The 16,787-nt window shown below is 70.0% G+C and carries 11 protein-coding genes; 6 read left to right on the top strand and 5 right to left on the bottom strand.

What is annotated here, in order from left to right; translation table 11 throughout:
• Positions 1-80: 80 nt before the first annotated feature.
• A complete protein-coding gene (gene valS / locus GVV77_RS04940; protein WP_159616883.1) occupies positions 81-2,714 on the bottom strand; it encodes a valine--tRNA ligase in 2,634 nt (877 codons plus the stop codon).
• An 80-nt stretch (positions 2,715-2,794) separates the two neighbouring features.
• Here valS and GVV77_RS04935 point away from each other — a divergent pair, with 80 nt between their 5' ends.
• From GVV77_RS04935 to GVV77_RS04910, 6 genes are all read left to right on the top strand, one after another.
• Positions 2,795-3,595 carry an SDR family oxidoreductase gene (locus tag GVV77_RS04935; protein ID WP_159616881.1) on the top strand — a complete coding sequence of 267 codons (801 nt, stop codon included), beginning with the start codon at positions 2,795-2,797 and terminating at the stop codon, positions 3,593-3,595.
• Positions 3,596-4,065: 470 nt separating this feature from the next.
• Positions 4,066-7,386, top strand: coding sequence for an isoleucine--tRNA ligase (gene ileS / locus GVV77_RS04930; protein ID WP_159616879.1), 3,321 nt, complete (start codon positions 4,066-4,068; stop codon positions 7,384-7,386).
• The gene (locus tag GVV77_RS04925) at positions 7,383-8,759 is read left to right on the top strand and encodes a bifunctional folylpolyglutamate synthase/dihydrofolate synthase (RefSeq protein WP_246199646.1); all 1,377 of its coding nucleotides are present in this window, start codon (positions 7,383-7,385) and stop codon (positions 8,757-8,759) included. The genes ileS and GVV77_RS04925 overlap by 4 nt, the downstream gene beginning before the upstream one ends.
• Positions 8,760-8,763: 4 nt before the next feature.
• Positions 8,764-9,207 carry a DUF4233 domain-containing protein gene (locus GVV77_RS04920; RefSeq protein ID WP_159616877.1) on the top strand — a complete coding sequence of 148 codons (444 nt, stop codon included), beginning with the start codon at positions 8,764-8,766 and terminating at the stop codon, positions 9,205-9,207.
• A gap of 79 nt (positions 9,208-9,286) precedes the next feature.
• The gene (gene ndk / locus GVV77_RS04915; protein ID WP_159616875.1) at positions 9,287-9,709 is read left to right on the top strand and encodes a nucleoside-diphosphate kinase; all 423 of its coding nucleotides are present in this window, start codon (positions 9,287-9,289) and stop codon (positions 9,707-9,709) included.
• A 35-nt stretch (positions 9,710-9,744) separates the two neighbouring features.
• Positions 9,745-10,704, top strand: a complete 960-nt coding sequence (locus GVV77_RS04910) for an aldo/keto reductase (protein WP_159616873.1) — start codon at positions 9,745-9,747, stop codon at positions 10,702-10,704.
• Positions 10,705-11,232: 528 nt separating this feature from the next.
• Here the strand turns inward: GVV77_RS04910 and GVV77_RS04905 are convergent.
• The 4 genes from GVV77_RS04905 to GVV77_RS04890 form a co-directional block, all read right to left on the bottom strand.
• Positions 11,233-13,356 (bottom strand): 3-hydroxyacyl-CoA dehydrogenase NAD-binding domain-containing protein, encoded by a 2,124-nt coding sequence (locus tag GVV77_RS04905; protein WP_159616871.1) that lies wholly within the window; start codon positions 13,354-13,356, stop codon positions 11,233-11,235.
• Entirely contained in the window at positions 13,353-14,603 is a 1,251-nt protein-coding gene (locus GVV77_RS04900; RefSeq protein WP_246199645.1) for a thiolase family protein, read from the bottom strand. Before GVV77_RS04900 ends, GVV77_RS04905 begins: the two co-directional genes overlap by 4 nt.
• A gap of 82 nt (positions 14,604-14,685) precedes the next feature.
• Positions 14,686-16,035 carry an HRDC domain-containing protein gene (locus GVV77_RS04895; RefSeq protein WP_159616867.1) on the bottom strand — a complete coding sequence of 450 codons (1,350 nt, stop codon included), beginning with the start codon at positions 16,033-16,035 and terminating at the stop codon, positions 14,686-14,688.
• Positions 16,036-16,068: 33 nt separating this feature from the next.
• Positions 16,069-16,704 carry a DUF3000 domain-containing protein gene (locus tag GVV77_RS04890; protein ID WP_159616865.1) on the bottom strand — a complete coding sequence of 212 codons (636 nt, stop codon included), beginning with the start codon at positions 16,702-16,704 and terminating at the stop codon, positions 16,069-16,071.
• Positions 16,705-16,787 lie beyond the last annotated feature (83 nt).

Raw genomic sequence — 16,787 nt, 5'->3', positions numbered from 1 at the left:
CTCCCGGCGGCAGGCACACAAACGGCCCCGCGCACTGCGCGGGGCCGTTGTCGTTGCGGGCCTAGATCCGATACAAGTGCCTAGGCGTCGGCGGGCGAGACCTCGGCGGGGACCAGTTCCACCGCGGAGACCGTCAGGTCGCCGTCGCCCTCGGCGAGGGTGAGGTCGCGTGCATTGCCGGCGGCGAGCAGGTCGGGAAGACCCGCATGCAGGTGCGCCACGCGGGCCGGCGACGCGGTGACGACGGCGGTGGCCACCTCGGTGCGCTGCTTGACCTTCGCCTCGGACTTCGCCTTGCGCACGCCTCCCAGCGCCAGGGCGACGGAGGTGAGCAGCTCGGGATCGGCGCCGTCGAGGCCCTGCAGGGCGTCGGCGGACGGCCACGGCGCGCGGTGCACCGAACCCTCCCGCCACCAGCTCCAGACCTCGTCGGTGGCGAAGGGCAGGAAGGGGGCGAACAGCCGCAGCAGGGCATCGAGCGTCGTGGCCAGGGCCGTGAGCACCGACTCCTTCGCGTCCTCGCCCGCCGCACCGTAGGCGCGGTCCTTCACGAGCTCCACGTAGTCGTCGGTGAAGGTCCAGAAGAAGGACTCGGTGAGCTGGAGCGCCCGCGCGTAGTCGTACTTCTCGAATGCCGCCGTCGCCTGCGCCGTGACCTCGCGCAGCTGCGCCAGCAGGGCGAGGTCGATGGGCAGGGCGACCCGCGGCAGGGCCGAGGGGGAGGCCGAGGCCTCGGTGGCCCCGAGGTTCAGCACGAACTTCGACGCGTTGAGCAGCTTGATGGCCAGCCGCCGGCCAATCTTCATCTGGTTGATCTCGTAGGCAGTGTCGGCGCCAAGCTTGGCCGATGCGGCCCAGTAGCGCACCGCGTCCGAGCCGAACTGCTCAAGCACGTCGGTCGGGACTACCACGTTGCCCTTGGACTTGGACATCTTCTTGCGGTCCGGGTCCAGGATCCAGCCGGAGAGCGCCGCGTGGCGCCACGGCGGGGAGTCCTGCAGTGCGTCGGCGCGCACCGCGGTGGAGAACAGCCAGGTGCGGATGATGTCGTGGCCCTGGGGGCGCAGGTCGAAGGGGAAGACGCGGGAGAACAGCTCCTCGTCCCGCGACCAGCCGCCGACGATCTGCGGGGTCAGCGAGGACGTCGCCCAGGTGTCGAGCACATCGGCGTCTCCGATGAACCCGTTCGGCTGGTTCCTGGCGCTCTCCTCGAAGCCGGGGGCCGGCTCACCGGCCGGGTCAACCGGCAGGGACTCATTGGAGGGCACGATCGGGTTCTCGTAATCCGGCTCGCCGTCGGCGTCCAGGCGGTACCAGACCGGCACGGGCACCCCGAAGAACCGCTGCCGGGAGACCAGCCAATCGCCGTTGAGGCCTTCGATCCAGTTCTCGTACCGGGAGCGCATGAACGCCGGGTGGAAGTCGATCTCCCGGCCGCGGGCGAGCAGCCGCTCGCGCTTGTCGGCGTCGCGCCCGCCGTTGCGGATGTACCACTGGCGGCTGGTGACGACCTCGAGCGGCTTGTCGCCCTTTTCGTAGAAGTTCACCGGGTGCAGGATCTTCTTGGGCTCGCCGTCGAGGTCGCCGCTGGCACGGAGCAGATCGACGACGGCCTCCTTGGCGCTGAAGATCGTCTTGCCGGCCAGGGCCGCGTAGTTCTCCCGGGCACGGTCGGTGGCGATCCACTCCGGGGTCTCGGTGCGGATGCGCCCGTCGCGGCCGACCACGGCGCGGGTGGGCAGCTGCAGTTCGCGCCACCAGGTGACGTCGGTGAGGTCACCGAAGGTGCAGATCATCGCGATGCCGCTGCCCTTGTCGGGCTTGGCCAGCGGGTGGGCCTTGATCTCGACCTCGACATCGAACAGCGGGGAAGTGACGGTGGTGCCGAACAGCGGCTTGTAGCGCTCGTCGTCGGGGTGGGCCACCAGGGCAACACAGGCCGGCAGGAGCTCGGGCCGGGTCGATTCGACGTGGATCTTCTGGCCGTCGGGGGTGGAGAAGGCGATGCGGTGGTACGCACCGGGCTGCTCACGGTCCTCAAGCTCGGCCTGGGCCACCGCGGTGCGGAAGGTGACGTCCCACAGGGTCGGCGCCTCGGCGAGGTAGGCGTCCCCCGCGGCGAGGTTCGCCAGGAAGGCACGCTGAGAGACGGCCCGTGAAGTGTCGTCGATGGTGCGGTAGGTCAGGTTCCAGTCAACGGAGAGGCCGAGGGTGCTGAAGAGGTCCTCAAAGACCTTCTCGTCCTCGACCGCGACCTGCTCGCAGAGTTCGATGAAGTTGCGCCGGGAGACGGCGTCGAAGTCCCGCTGGTTCTTCGCGGGCTGCGCCGGCGGGGTGTAGCCGGCGTCGTAGGGGACCGAGGGCTCGCAGCGGACCCCGAAGTAGTTCTGCACCCGGCGCTCGGTGGGCAGGCCGTTGTCGTCCCAGCCCATGGGGTAGAACACGTTCTTCCCCCGCATGCGCTGGAAGCGCGCCATCACGTCCGTCTGGGTGTAGGAGAACATATGCCCGACGTGCAGCGAACCCGACGCCGTGGGCGGGGGAGTGTCGATCGAGTACACCTCCTCCCGGGTGGTATCCCGGCGAAACGCGTACGTCCCGTTGTCCCTCCACTGCTTGGCCAGGCGCGGCTCAAGGCCCTCGAGCGCTGGCTTGTCGGGAACGTTGACGGGCTGGTGGGCGGGCGTGTCTGTGCCCTGAATGTTTTCGGCCATGGTGTCCATTCTTCCATGACGCCCGTGTATACCCGCCGCCGCGCCGGGCGCCGGCCGGGGTTGCTGGCTAGAGTGGTGCAATGAGCACCGAACCAGCGCCAACTCCTGCCATTGGGTCCCCTTCGCGCAGCGCGGACGGGCCCCTGCGCGCCGTCGTCACGGGCGCCAGTTCCGGAATCGGCGCCGCCACGGTGCGTGCGCTGCGCGCCGCCGGCTGGGACGTCACCGCCGCGGCCCGGCGCGCCGACCGGCTCGAACGGCTCGCGGCCGAGACGGGGGCGCGGGCCGCCGTCGTCGACGTCACCGACCAGGACTCGGTTGACGCCCTGGTGCGGGAGGTGACCGCCGCCGGGGAGGTGAATGCGGTCATCAACAACGCCGGTGGTGCGTTCGGCATGGAAACGGTCGCCGAGGCGCGCACCGCCGACTGGGAGCACATGTACAACGTGAACGTGCTCGGGTCGATGCGCATCACCCGCGGCTTCCTGCCGGCGGTCCGCAGCAGCGGGCACGGCAGCTTCGTGTTCCTTACCTCCACCGCGGCCCTCGCCGCCTACGAGGGCGGGGCCGGCTACGTGGCGGCGAAGGCCGCGCAGCAGGCGGTGGCACGCACCCTGCGCCTCGAGGAGGCAGCGAACAACGTCCGCGTCATCGAGGTGGCCCCCGGCATGGTCCACACCGAGGAGTTCTCCCTCAACCGCCTCGGCAGCTCAGCGGCCGCCGACAAGGTCTACGAGGGGGTCGCGAACCCGCTGAGCGCCGCCGACGTCGCCGACGCCATCGTGTACGCGCTCAACGCGCCGCTCCACGTCAATGTCGACACCCTGGTGCTCCGCCCCCTGGCCCAGGCCGCGAACCACAAGGTCATCCGCGCCACCTGAGGGGCTCTTCACGGGGCCCCCGGAGGCGTTTCCCTGAGGCCCCGGCGGCGGCCCGGCGCAACCTTCGAACCGGCGTAACCTTCGAACCGGCGTAACCTTCGAACCGGCGTAACCTTCGAACCGGCGCCCGGGCGCCTTTCGACACGCCTGCGCGCGGGCGGCTAGACTTGGGCCATAAGCGTCGAACCGGCAATCACCGGGGAGCTTCCGGAAGAACAGCACGGCGGGCCCAGCAGGGGCCGCAGGGCCCAGTAGAACCGGACGGGTGGGCCCGTCACCGCCTGAAAATGAGTGGCAGCCCTGTTGGGCCGGCCTCCCCGCGGAGGCCCGGCACGCGGCGGCGGCAAGTGAGGTGGTACCGCGGGTTCCGCTCCCGGTGGCCGGCATCCCCGGCCTCCAGGTTCAGAGCACGTCCTCGCAGCAGGATAACCGCCCCTTGTTCTGTCTCCACCGTTGTTCAGGATGAATACATGCCGCAGATCTACCCCAAAGCCACCTCAGCCACCGACTCCGCCCCGGACGGCCAGGGCCAGCCCGAAGGCGCCGGCGCGTCGCCGCGCTTCCCCGAGATCGAAGAGCGGGTCCTGAAGTACTGGGACAAGGACGGGACCTTCCAGGCCTCGATCGACGCCCGCGACGCCGGGGAAAACGGCTCCAACGAGTTCGTCTTCTACGACGGGCCTCCCTTCGCCAACGGCCTGCCGCACTACGGCCACCTGCTCACCGGCTACGCCAAGGACCTCGTGGGCCGGTACCAGACCCAGCGCGGCCGCCGCGTCGAACGGCGCTTCGGCTGGGACACCCACGGCCTGCCCGCCGAACTCGAGGCGATGAAGCAGCTCGGCATCACCGAGAAGCGCCAGATCGAGGCAATGGGCATCGATGCGTTCAACGACGCCTCCCGCGCCTCGGTGATGAAGTACGCGGGGGAGTGGAAGGACTATGTCACCCGCCAGGCACGCTGGGTCGACTTTGAGAACGACTACAAGACGCTCAACATCGAGTACATGGAGTCGGTCCTGTGGGCCTTCAAGACCCTCTACGACAAGGGCCTGCTCTACAACGGCTACCGGGTGCTTCCCTACTGCTGGAACGACGAGACGCCGCTGTCCAACCACGAGCTCCGCATGGACGACGACGTCTACCAGGACCGGCAGGACCAGACGGTCACCGTCACCTTCCCGATCCTCGCCGGCGACTCCGAACTCTCGAAGGAACTGGCCGGCACCGCCGCGCTCGCCTGGACCACCACGCCGTGGACCCTGCCCACCAACGCGGCGCTCGCCGTCGGGCCGGACATCCGGTACGCCGTCGTGCCCGACGCCCGGGAGGCCGCCGGCGGAACCCCCGGCCGCTTCCTGATCGCCGAGGACCTCCTCGGCGCCTACGCCAAGGACCTCGGCTACCCCGACGCCGCCGCGGCCGCCGCGGCCGTCACCGCAACCTACGCCGGCACGCAGCTCGAGGGGCTCACCTACGAACCGCTCTGGGACTACCTCGCCGACCCCGAGGCCGGCGGCTACCGCAACGCCTTCCGGTTCCTCGTCGCCGACTACGTCACGACGACCGACGGCACCGGTATCGTCCACCAGGCCCCCGCCTACGGCGAGGAGGACCAGAGGATCTCCGAGGCCGCCGGCATCCAGGTGATCCTCTCGGTCGACTCCGGCGCCCGCTTCCTGCCCCTGTTCGGCACGGGCCCGCTCGCCGAGATCGCCGGCCAGCACGTGTTCGCGGCGAACAAGCCCATCACCCGGGTGCTCAAGGAGCAGGGACGCCTGGTGCGCCAGGCCAGCTACGTGCACAGCTACCCGCACTGCTGGCGCTGCCGCAACCCGCTGATCTACCGCGCCGTGTCCTCCTGGTTCGTCGAGGTCACCAAGGTCAAGGACCGCATGGTCGAGCTGAACAAGGAGATCAACTGGATCCCCGGCAGCGTCAAGGAGGGCCAGTTCGGCAAGTGGCTCGCCAATGCCCGCGACTGGTCCATCAGCCGCAACCGCTACTGGGGCAGCCCCATCCCGGTCTGGCAGTCCGACGACCCCACCTACCCCCGCACGGACGTCTACGGGTCCCTGGCGGAGATCGAGGCCGATTTCGGCCGCCTGCCGCTTAACAAGGACGGCAAGCCCGACCTGCACCGCCCGTTCATCGACGAGCTCACCCGGCCCAACCCGGACGACCCGCGGTCCCCGGAGGAGGGTGGGTCGACGATGCGCCGCGTCACCGACGTCCTCGACGTCTGGTTCGACTCCGGGTCGATGCCCTACGCGCAGGTCCACTACCCGATGGAGAACGCCGACTGGTTCGCCTCGCACAACCCGGGCGACTTCATCGTCGAATACATCGGGCAGACCCGCGGCTGGTTCTACACCCTGCACGTCCTGGCCACGGCCCTGTTCGACCGCCCGGCGTTCCGCAATGTGATCAGCCACGGCATCGTGCTGGGCTCCGACGGCCAGAAGATGTCCAAGAGCCTGCAGAACTACCCGGACGTCTCCGAGGTCCTCGACCGCGACGGCTCCGACGCGATGCGCTGGTTCCTGATGTCCTCGCCGATCCTGCGCGGCGGGAACCTCGTGGTCACCGAACAGGGCATCCGCGACGGCGTGCGCCAGGTCATCCTGCCGCTGTGGAACGTGTGGCACTTCTTCAGCCTCTACACCAACGCCGCCAACGGGGGCGCCGGCTACGAGGCGCGCACCGTGAGCGCCGAGGCTGCGGCGGGGCTGCGCGAACCGCTCGACCAGTACCTGCTGGCCAACACCGGCAACCTGGTCCGGGAGGTCACCGAGGCCCTCGACGCGTTCAACATCAGCGACGCCAGCGAGTCGCTGCGGCGCTACCTCGACACGCTGACCAACTGGTACGTCCGGCGCAGCCGGCAGCGGTTCTTCGACGAGGACACCGAGGCCTTCGACGTCCTCTACACCTGCCTTGAGGCCGTGTGCCGCGTCGCGGCCCCGCTGCTGCCCCTGATCTCCGAGGAGATCTGGCGCGGGCTCACCGGCGGGCGTTCGGTGCACCTCACCGACTGGCCCTCGCCGTCAGAGTTCCCCGGGGCCCCGGACCTGGTGGAGCGGATGGACCGCACCCGGCAGATCTGCTCGGCCGGCTCCAGCCTGCGCAAGGCCGCCAACCTGCGGGTGCGGCTGCCGCTCTCGGAACTGATCGTCGTCGCGCCCTCCGCCGAGGGCCTGCAGGGCCAGTTCACCTCGATCATCGCCGACGAGCTGAACATCAAGTCGGTGCGCCTGATCGACGCCGACGACGCCTCACCCGAGGAATTCGGCATCACCCAGCGGCTCGCCGTCAACGCCCGCGCCGCCGGACCCCGCCTCGGGAAGAACGTCCAGACCGTCATTCGGGCCGCCAAGGCCGGCGACTGGTCCGTGGACGACGACGGCGCCGTCACCGCCGGCGGGGTGGCGCTGGAGCAGCAGGAGTACACCCTGGAGACCGTCGTCGAAAGCGCCGACTCCGACGAGAAGGCCGTCGCTGTGCTCCCCGGAGGCGGCTTCCTCGTCCTCAGCACCGCCGTCACGGACGAGCTGGCCGCCGAGGGCACCGCCCGCGACGCCATCCGTGCCATCCAGCAGGCCCGCCGCGACGCGGACCTGTCGATCAGCGACCGCATCACCGCGGTCATCGAGACGGCCCCCGCCAGCGTGAAGGCCCTGCAGGACCATGCCCGGCTCATCCAGGACGAAACCCTGACCAATGAACTGATCGTGCGGGCCGGCAACGGTTCGGGCGAGGACTTCCGCGTCACCGTTGAAAGGCACAAGTGAACCCGAACGACGAAGCGCCCCTTGACCAGTTCTCCGTCGAAAGCGTCTACGCCGAGCTGCTGAGCCGCGCCCCCGAAAACAAGATGGAGCCGCGCATGGCTCCGATGTTCAGGGCCATGGACATCCTCGGCGAACCCAACAAGGCCTTCCCGATCATCCACATCACCGGAACGAACGGGAAGACCTCGACGGCGCGGATGATCGAGTCGCTGCTGCTGGCCCACGACCTGCGCACCGGGCGCTACACCAGCCCGCACCTCTCCAAGGTGACCGAACGGATCAGCATCGACGGCGAACCCGTGCCCGACGACACGTTCGTGCGCGTCTGGGACGAGATCCGCCCGTACCTCGACATCGTCGACGCCGAACTCGAGGCCGCCGGCGAACCGCGGCTCACCTACTTCGAATGCGTCACGGTGCTCGCCTTCGCCGTCTTCGCCGACGAGCCCGTCGACGTCGCCGTCATCGAGGTGGGACTGGGCGGGATCACCGATGCCACCAACGTCGGCGACGGCGCGGTCTCGGTGGTCACCCCCATCTCCCTCGACCACACCGACCTGCTCGGGGACACCGTGGAGGACATCGCCTACGAGAAGGCGGGCATCATCAAGCCCGGCGGGTTCCTCGTCAGCGCCGCCCAGCCCCGAGAGGCCGCCCAGGTGCTCCTGGAGAAGGCCCGCGAGACCGGAGTGGAGTTCCGCTTCGAGGGCGTCGAGTTCTCGGTCGACTCCCGCAGCGTGGGCGTCGGCGGGCAGGTCGTCTCCATCACCGGCATCGCCGGGCGCCGGTACGAGGAACTGCTGGTCCCGCTCCACGGCGAGCACCAGGCGCAGAACGCCGCCGTCGCCGTCGCGGCCGTCGAGGCGTTCCTGGGCGGGGGAGCCCGCCAGCTTGAGCCCGACGTCGTGCGTGCCGGGCTGCGGGCCGTGACCTCCCCGGGCCGGCTCGAGGTGGTCCGCACCGCCCCGAGCATCCTCGTGGACGCCGCCCACAACGCCGACGGGGCGCGGGCGGCCGCCCGCGGTATCGCCGAGGCCTTCCAGTTCCCGCGCATCGTGCTGGTCATCGGGGTCCTCTCCGACAAGGACGCCGCGGCCATCCTGGCCGAACTCCACGAGGAGCTCGCCGGGGTGCTTGAGGACGTCGTCCTGACCCAGTCCACCTCGCCGCGCGCTATCCCCGCCGCCGACCTGCTGCCCGACGCCCTGGCGGCCGGGTTCGCCGAGGAGAACATCCACATCGCCGAGCGCCTCGACGACGCCCTCGAATGGGCGGTGATGAAGTCCGAGGAGTCCGGCGACCTCGCCGGCGGCATCCTCATTACGGGCTCCATCACCGTCGTGGGCGAGGCCCGGACCCTCCTAGGAAAGTAGGACCATGGCCCGCCTGACCAAGGCCCAGCGCGAGTGGCGTCCCGGGATGCCCAAGAAGCGCCGCTCGATCAAGATCATGTTCGCTTCGACGGTGCTGCTGCTCGAGGCGTTCGTGGTGTTCTTTGGGACCCTCGTGATCTTCGGCCTGCGCCGGGACGAGCTCTCCCCGGCGCTCATCCTCGGCGCCGGGGTGGCGCTGAGCCTGCTGCTCGTGCTCACCTGCGCGGTGCTGACCCGCCCGTGGGGCATCGCCGTCGGCTGGGTCCTCCAGCTCGCCATCATCGCCGCCGGGTTCCTTGAGCCCACCATGTTCCTCGTCGGAACCGCGTTCGCCCTCACCTGGCTCTACGGCATCCGCACCGGCAGGAGGCTCGACCGCGAGAACGCCGAGCGGGACCGCGCCCAGGCCGAGTGGGAGAAGGAGCACCCCGAGGCGGCCGCCGAATAGGCAGCACCCTGCCTGTCTTTAGTAGAGTTCAAGACGGAGCATTTCGATTCCTTTTCCCCACGAACCCCTGGAGGACCGTGTGAGCACTGAACGCACCCTTGTACTGATCAAGCCCGACGGCGTCGCGCGGAACCTGACCGGCACCATCCTCGGCCGGATCGAGACCAAGGGGTACACCCTTGTGGATCTGAAACTGATGTCAGCCACCCGCGAACTCCTCGAGGAGCATTACGCCGAACACGTCGGCAAGCCCTTCTACGAGCCGCTCGTCGAGTTTATGCTCAGCGGCCCGATCGTCGCCGCCGTCTTCGAAGGCCAGCGCGTCATTGAAGGGTTCCGGTCGCTCGCCGGGTCCACTGAGCCGACAGCTGCGGCCCCGGGCACCATCCGCGGCGACTTCGGCCGCGACTGGGGGCTGAAGGTGCAGCAGAACCTCGTCCACGGCTCCGACTCGGCCGAGTCCGCCACCCGGGAAATCGGCATCTGGTTCTCTGCGTCCTGATCCCGCTCCACCGGACTCCCCGGGAAGGGTGAGGCATGACTGAATACCGAAGGCTCGGGTCTTCCGGCCTGAGCGTCTCAACCGTGGGCCTGGGCTGCAACAACCTCGGCCGCCCGGGCACCGTCACGGAAACCCAGCAGGGGACCGACGCCGTCGTCGGCGCGGCCATCGATGCCGGGATTACCCTGTTCGACGTCGCCGACATCTACGGCGGGCACCCGGGGCTGAGCGAGGAAATGCTGGGTGCGGCCCTCGGAAAGCGCCGGGACGACGTCGTGCTGGCCACGAAGTTCGGCGCGGACATGCGCGGCGCCAACGGTCCCGACTGGGGTGCCCGCGGCTCCCGCCGGTACATCCTGCGCGCCGTCGAGTCGTCCCTGAAGCGGCTGGGCACCGACTGGATCGACCTCTACCAGTTCCACGTGCCCGATGCAGGGACTCCCGTCGAGGAGACACTGTCGGCGCTCGACACCCTCGTGAGCGACGGAAAGGTCCGCTACCTCGGGCACTCGAACCGGGCCGGCTGGCAGATCGCCGAGGCCGAATTCACGGCGCGGCTCGAAGGACTCACCCCCTTCGTCTCGGCCCAGAACGCGTACAGCCTGCTCGACCGGGGCGCCGAGGACGAGGTGATCCCTGCCTCCGCCGCGTACGGGCTGGGACTGCTGCCGTACTTCCCGCTCGCGAACGGGCTGCTGACCGGCAAGTACTCCTCCGGGAAGGCGCCCGAGGGCAGCCGGCTGACCCGGGTCCGCACGCACCTGCTCGAGCAGGCCGACCTGCAGCAGCTGGCGGCCTTCGGTGCTTTCGCGGCGGCCCGCGGGCTGACCGAGGTGCAGGTGGCGTTCTCGTGGCTTGCGGCCCAGCCGACCGTGTCGAGCATCATCGCCGGGGCCACCACCCCGGAGCAGGTGGCACAGAACGCTGCGGCCGCCTCCTGGACGCCGTCGCCGTCGGATCTCGAGGAGCTGGACCGGATCTTCCCGCGGGGCTGAGGTCCGCCGCCGGGCGTCCGTTCCCAGGCTGCGCGCCTGAAAGCGACGGCGGTGCCCGAAAGCGACGGCGGTGCCCGAAAGCGGCGGCGGTGACCGAAAGCGACGAACGGACCTGATTTATCGGGTGCGTTCGTCGTAATGAGGTGCGTTCGTCGTTTTGTGGCTTGCCCGTCGGCGTCCGTTCCCCGGCTTCGCGCCCAAAAGCGACGGTTGCACCCAAGAACGACTGCTGCGCCCGAAAACGACGGCTGCACCCAAGAACGACGGCTGCACCCGATAGCGACGATCGCGCCGTCAAAAGCGGGTCCTCGCGTCACAATCTGGTCCGGTGGGCGCTGTGCGGTGTGTTTGTCGCTTTGAGGCCGGCCCGTCGACGTCCGTCCCCGAAGTCCGCGCGTCGTCGTGATTAGCGCGCCCTGAAACGACGACTGCACCCAAAAACGACGAGCGCACCCGATTTATCGGGTGCGCTCGTCGTTATCTGGGGCGCGCGTCGTTATGGAGCGCGCTTGTCGTGAACGGGGCGGCCTAGCGGAACGTCCTGCCGCGGACCCGCTCCGAGGCGCCGGTGCGGTCGAGGTACGGCGTGATGCCCCCGAGGTGCATCGGCCAGCCGGCGCCCATGATGACGCACAGGTCGATGTCTTCCGGGGCGGCGACGACGCCCTCGTCGAGCATCCTGCCGATCTCGTCCGCGAGGGCGTCCTGCGTGCGCCGCAGGATCTCCTCGCTGGACGACGGCGAGGAGCCGCGCTCCATCAGCGCCAGGGTGAACTCGGGCACGGTCTCCCGGCCCGACGCGTCCTTGACCCACAGTCCCTTGATGCCGGCGTCGATCAGCTTCTGCTGGTTCGCCGAGACGTGGAACCGGTCGCCGAAGGCGGCGTGCAGCGACTCCTGGACGTGCTGGCCCACCGGCAGGCCCACGAGGGCCAGCAGCCGGAACGGTGTCATTGGCAGGCCCAGAGGCCGCAGCGCGTTGTCGGCGGTCTCGGCATCGGTGCCCTCGTCGAAGACCTTCGTGATCTCGCCGAACATGCGCCCGAGGATCCGGTTGACGACGAACGCCGGGGCGTCCTGGACCAGGACGGCGTTCTTCTTCAGCTGCTTGGCCAGGGCAAAGGCGGTGGCGAGCACGGCGTCGTCGGTCTTCGGCGCCCTCACGATCTCCAGCAGCGGCATCGCGGCGACGGGGTTGAAGAAGTGGAACCCGACGACCCGCTCGGGACGGGCCAGATCGGCGGCCATGTCGGTGACCGACAGAGAGGAGGTGTTCGTTGCGAGGATGCACTCGGGCGATACGACGGCCTCGACCTCGGCGAAGACCTGTTTCTTGACGCCCATCTCCTCGAAGACCGCCTCGATCACGAAGTCGGCGTCCGCGAAGACCTCCTTGGACACCGATCCGGAGACCAGCGCCTTGGTACGGTTCGCGGCGTCGGCGGAGAGTTTCTTCTTGCCCAGCAGCTTGTCGACCTCGGCGTGGACGTAGGCGACGCCCTTGTCGACGCGGGCCTGGTCGATGTCCGTCAGGACGACGGGCACCTTGAGCTGGCGGGCGAACAGCAGCGCCAGCTGGCTGGCCATCAAGCCGGCCCCGACGACGCCGACCTTCGTCACCGGCCGGGCGAGCTTCGCGTCGGGCGCCCCGGCGGGCCGCTTGGCGCGCTTCTGCACCAGCTCGAGGAACGCGTAGACGGTCGCGTGGAACTCGGGGGTCTGCATCAGTTCGGCCAGCGCGATGCATTCGGCCTCGGCGGACTGCTCTCGGGTCAGCGTCCTGCCGGCCTCGAACAGGTCGAGGACCCGCGACGGGGCGGGCGCGGCATTGCCGGTACGGGCCTGGATGAAGGCCCGTCCCGCGGCGGCGGCGTCGTCCCAGTCGGCGTCGCTGTAGGCGGTGAAGCCCGCCCGGCGGGCCTCGACGGCCTCCACCGCCGCCGGCTCGCCGGCGACGACGCGGGCGGCCCAGGCCAGGGACTGCTCAAGGAAGTCCGCGGGTTCGAAGAGCGCGTCGGCGATGCCGATGCCGTAGGCGGCGGCGCCGTCGAGCATCCGGTTGTTGCTCAGCGGATTCTCGATCATCACCTTCACCGCGGAGGCGGGCCCGACTAGGCGCGGCAGCCGGTACACCCCGCCCCAGCCGGGGACCAGGCCGATGAACGCCTCGGGCAGGCCGACTCCGTTGGCTCCGGTGGAGACGGTGCGGTAGTCCGCGGCCAGGGCGATCTCGAGGCCGCCGCCGAGGGCCACCCCGTTGATGAAGGCGAAGCTGGGCACGCCGAGTGAGCCGAGCAGGTCGTAGGCGGCGTGGCCGAGCTCAGCCATCGCCCGGCCGTGCTTTTCGGCCTTGAGCGACTTCACCGTCGAGAGGTCTGCACCGGCGACAAGGAAGTAGGGCTTGCCGGTGATGGCGACCGCGGCGATCTCCCCGCGGCTGCTGCGCTCCTTGAGGCCCTCGAGGGTGCGTCCGAACTCGATCAGGGTGTTCGGGCCCAGGGTGGTCGGCTTGGTGTGGTCCTTGCCGTTGTCGAGGGTGATGAGCGCCAGGGTGCCGGCCCCGCCGGGCAGGGCGACGTCCTGCACCAGGGAGTGGGTGACGATCTCGTTGGGCACCAGCCCGGCGAGTTCCTCAAAGCGTTCGAAGCTCATGCTGCGTCCTGTCCGTAGTCGGCGTGGTGGGGGTTTTCCCAGATGACGGTGGCTCCCATGCCCAGCCCGATGCACATGGTCGTCATGCCGTAGCGCACCGAGTGGTCCTCCTCGAACTGGCGGGCGAGCTGGGTCATCAGCCGGACGCCGGAGGAGGCGAGGGGATGCCCGACGGCGATGGCGCCGCCGTAGCGGTTGACGCGCGGGTCGTCGTCGGCGATGCCGAAGTGGTCCAGGAAGGAGAGCACCTGCACGGCGAAGGCCTCGTTGATCTCGAACAGGCCGATGTCTCCGATGCCGAGGCCCGCCTGGCGCAGCGCCTTCTCGGTGGCGGGGACCGGGCCGATGCCCATCACCTCGGGTTCGACGCCGGCGAAGGCGTAGGCGACAAGCCGCATGCGCACCGGGAGGCCGAGTTCGGCGGCGCTGTCGGCGGAGGCCAGAAGCGCGGCGGTCGCGCCGTCGTTGAGGCCCGCGGCGTTGCCGGCCGTGACGCGGCCGTGCGGACGGAAGGGGGTGCGCAGCTGGGCGAGGTCCTCCACCGTGGTGTGGGGCCGCGGCGGCTCATCGATGCTGTGCAGGGTCCAGCCCTCGCCGGGCTTCCTGCCCGCGACGGGCACCAGGTCCGGCTGGATCCGGTTCTCCGCGTAGGCGGCGGCCAGCTTGGCCTGGCTGCGGACGGCGTAGGCGTCGGTGCGGTCCTTGGTGATGGCGGGGAAGCGGTCGTGGAGGTTCTCGGCGGTGTTGCCCATGTTCAGGGCCGCCGGATCCACGAGGCGTTCGGACATAAACCGCGGATTCGGGTCGGCGCCCTCGCCCATCGGGTGGTTCCCCATGTGTTCAACGCCGCCGGCGATCGCGACGTCGTAGGCGCCGAAGGCGATGCCGGAGGCCGTGGTGGTCACGGCGGTCAGGGCGCCGGCGCACATCCGGTCGATGGCGAAGCCCGGCACGGTGCGGGGGAGCCCTGCCAGCAGGGCGGCGGTGCGGCCGATGGTGAGGCCCTGGTCCCCGGTCTGGGTGGTGGCGGCAATCGCGACGTCGTCGATCCGCTCGGGGGGCAGGGACGGGTTGCGGCGCAGCAGGTCCCGGATGCACTTGACCACCAGGTCATCGGCCCGCATCCCGGCATAGATCCCCTTGTCGCCGGCCTTCCCGAACGGCGTCCGGACGCCGTCGACGAAGACGACGTCCCGCACGCTGCGGGCACCGGCACGGGCGGGGGTGGTTGCTGCTGGTTGGCTCACACTGTGCTCCTCTTTGAGATGTTGATCCGACCTCATGTTACTCAGCAGTAACTTAGCGGTGCAAGCGGAGCCCGGACCTTCGCTACCCGGCGGCCTCCATCGGGCCCGCATCGGGCGCCGCCTTTGGTGCCGGGGCCTTGACGGGAAGCGCGTGGGGGTCCAAAAAGGCCACGGTGATGACCGCCGCCACCCGGTCGATCTGCCAGGGCCGGGCACCCAGGTCCGCAAGGGCGGCGCTGATGGTCTCCAGGGTGATCTCGGCGGGCGGACGCCAGGCGATCCGGCGCAGGAAGTCAGGCGTCAGGAGGTTCTCCACCGGCATGTCGAGCTTCTCGGCCTGCGCCGCGATCCGCGGGCGGGCGGTGATGAGCCGGGCGGCCGCCTCGGGATCCTTTTCGGCCCAGACGCGCGGCGGCGGGGGAGTATTGCTGGAGATGTGAAGGGGCGGGAGGTCCTTGGCCCGGCGGGCGTCGTTGATGCACCGCATCCAGCGGGGCGCTTCCTTCTGGGCGGCGCGGCCGTGGAAGCCTTTGGTGGACAGCAGCTGCGGCACCGTGGTGGGCATCGCCTTGGCCGCTGCGACGATTGCGGAATCCGGGATCAGCCGGCCCGGTGCTACGTCGCGCCGTTGGGCCAGTTCCTCGCGCTCGGTCCACATCCGCCGGACCGCCTCAAGCTGGCGGCGGTCGCGGACCTGGTGAAGCCCCGACGTGCGGCGCCAGGGGTCGGTCTTGGGCTCCGCCGGCGGAGTGGAGCGGATGTGCTCGAACTCCTCCTCGGCGATCGCAAGCTTCCCCTGCCCGTCCAGCAGCGCGGCGAGCTTGCCGCGCAGTTCGCTGAGCACCTCGACGTCGAGGGCGGCGTACCGCAGCCACGGTTCGGGCAGCGGACGGGTGGACCAGTCGGCCGCGGAGTGTTCCTTGGCGAGGGTGAAGCCCAGCTGGGATTCGATCACCGCCGCGAGCCCGACGCGCGGGAGCCCGGCCAGCCGTGCGGCCAGTTCGGTGTCGAAGAGGCGGTCGGGCCACATGCCGAGGTCCGAGAGGCAGGGCAGGTCCTGGCTGGCGGCGTGAAGGATCCACTCGACGCCCTCGAGGGCGTCGTCGATGATCTTCAGGTCTCCGAAGGGCTCCGGGTCGATGAGCCAGGTGCCGGCTCCCTCCCTGCGGATCTGCACGAGGAAGGCCCGCTGGCCGTACCGGAAGCCCGACGCGCGCTCGGCGTCCACAGCGGCCGGCCCGGTGCCCGCGGCGAGGGCGGCTGCGGCCCGTTCGAGCCCGGCCGGGGTGTCGATGACGAAGGGGACGCCGTCGCGCGGTTCCGTCAGCAGCGGCAGGTGCCCGGCCTCAGGTTCCGTGCCGTTCTCGGGCGTCTCGGTGGGCGGGGCGGCGTCGGCGGGCAGGTTCCGCCGATCGGAATTCTCGGAGCTCATGGTTGTTCCAGTCTATCGGTCGGCCGGACGGGCCTAGCTGCGCCGGTGCGGCAGGGTCAGGACGCCCTCGGGGAGGGGCGGCAGCCCCGCGAAGGTGCACACCATGTCGGACCACGCTTCGAGGTGCCGTCGGATCTCCGCGCTGTCAGGTGTCCAGGAGGCCCGCAGTTCGATGTCGATGGTGTCCGGCCGGTCCTCGAGGGTCCCGTAGCTCTCGGAGAGGATGCGGGTCGCCGTCCCGCCGGCGTTGGAATGGGCGGCTCCGTGGTTCTCGAGCGCCTCCGCGAGCCAGGTCCAGGCCACCGAGCCCAGCAGCGTGTCATTGCCCATGTCCGGTTCAAGCTGGGCGCGGATGTAGGTGACCACCCGGAACTTGCCGTCCCACACCGCCGAGCCCTGCGGGTCGTACAGCAGGATGAACCGGCCGGTGGCAAGCTCCACGGGTTCCTGCGGGAGCAGCTCGGCGCCGGCGGGCCCATGGACCGGCCGCCGCGCCGGCTGGGCCGGCTGGTACACCTCCGCGCCGAGGGCGACCGCGAACGGTGCCAGGCGCGAGGGTGCGGGAATCTCCTCGAGGCGCAGCTCGGTCCGGCAGCGGGCCTCCTTGAGGCCGGCAAGAGCCGTTCGGAATTCGTCGGGTGCCTGCGACAGGCCGCCAAGTGCGCTCACCCCCGCAGGCTATGCCAGAATCTGCGGCGTGTCGCGGGGGGACTCGCGGGGGTTACCTTTTCGTAACCATAGGCAATGAGCGC

The organism is Arthrobacter zhaoguopingii (genome assembly GCF_009828605.1).
Lineage (GTDB): Bacteria > Actinomycetota > Actinomycetes > Actinomycetales > Micrococcaceae > Arthrobacter_D > Arthrobacter_D zhaoguopingii.
Note: the sequence above shows the minus strand (reverse complement) of the source record. Positions and strands in the feature narration are given on the sequence as shown.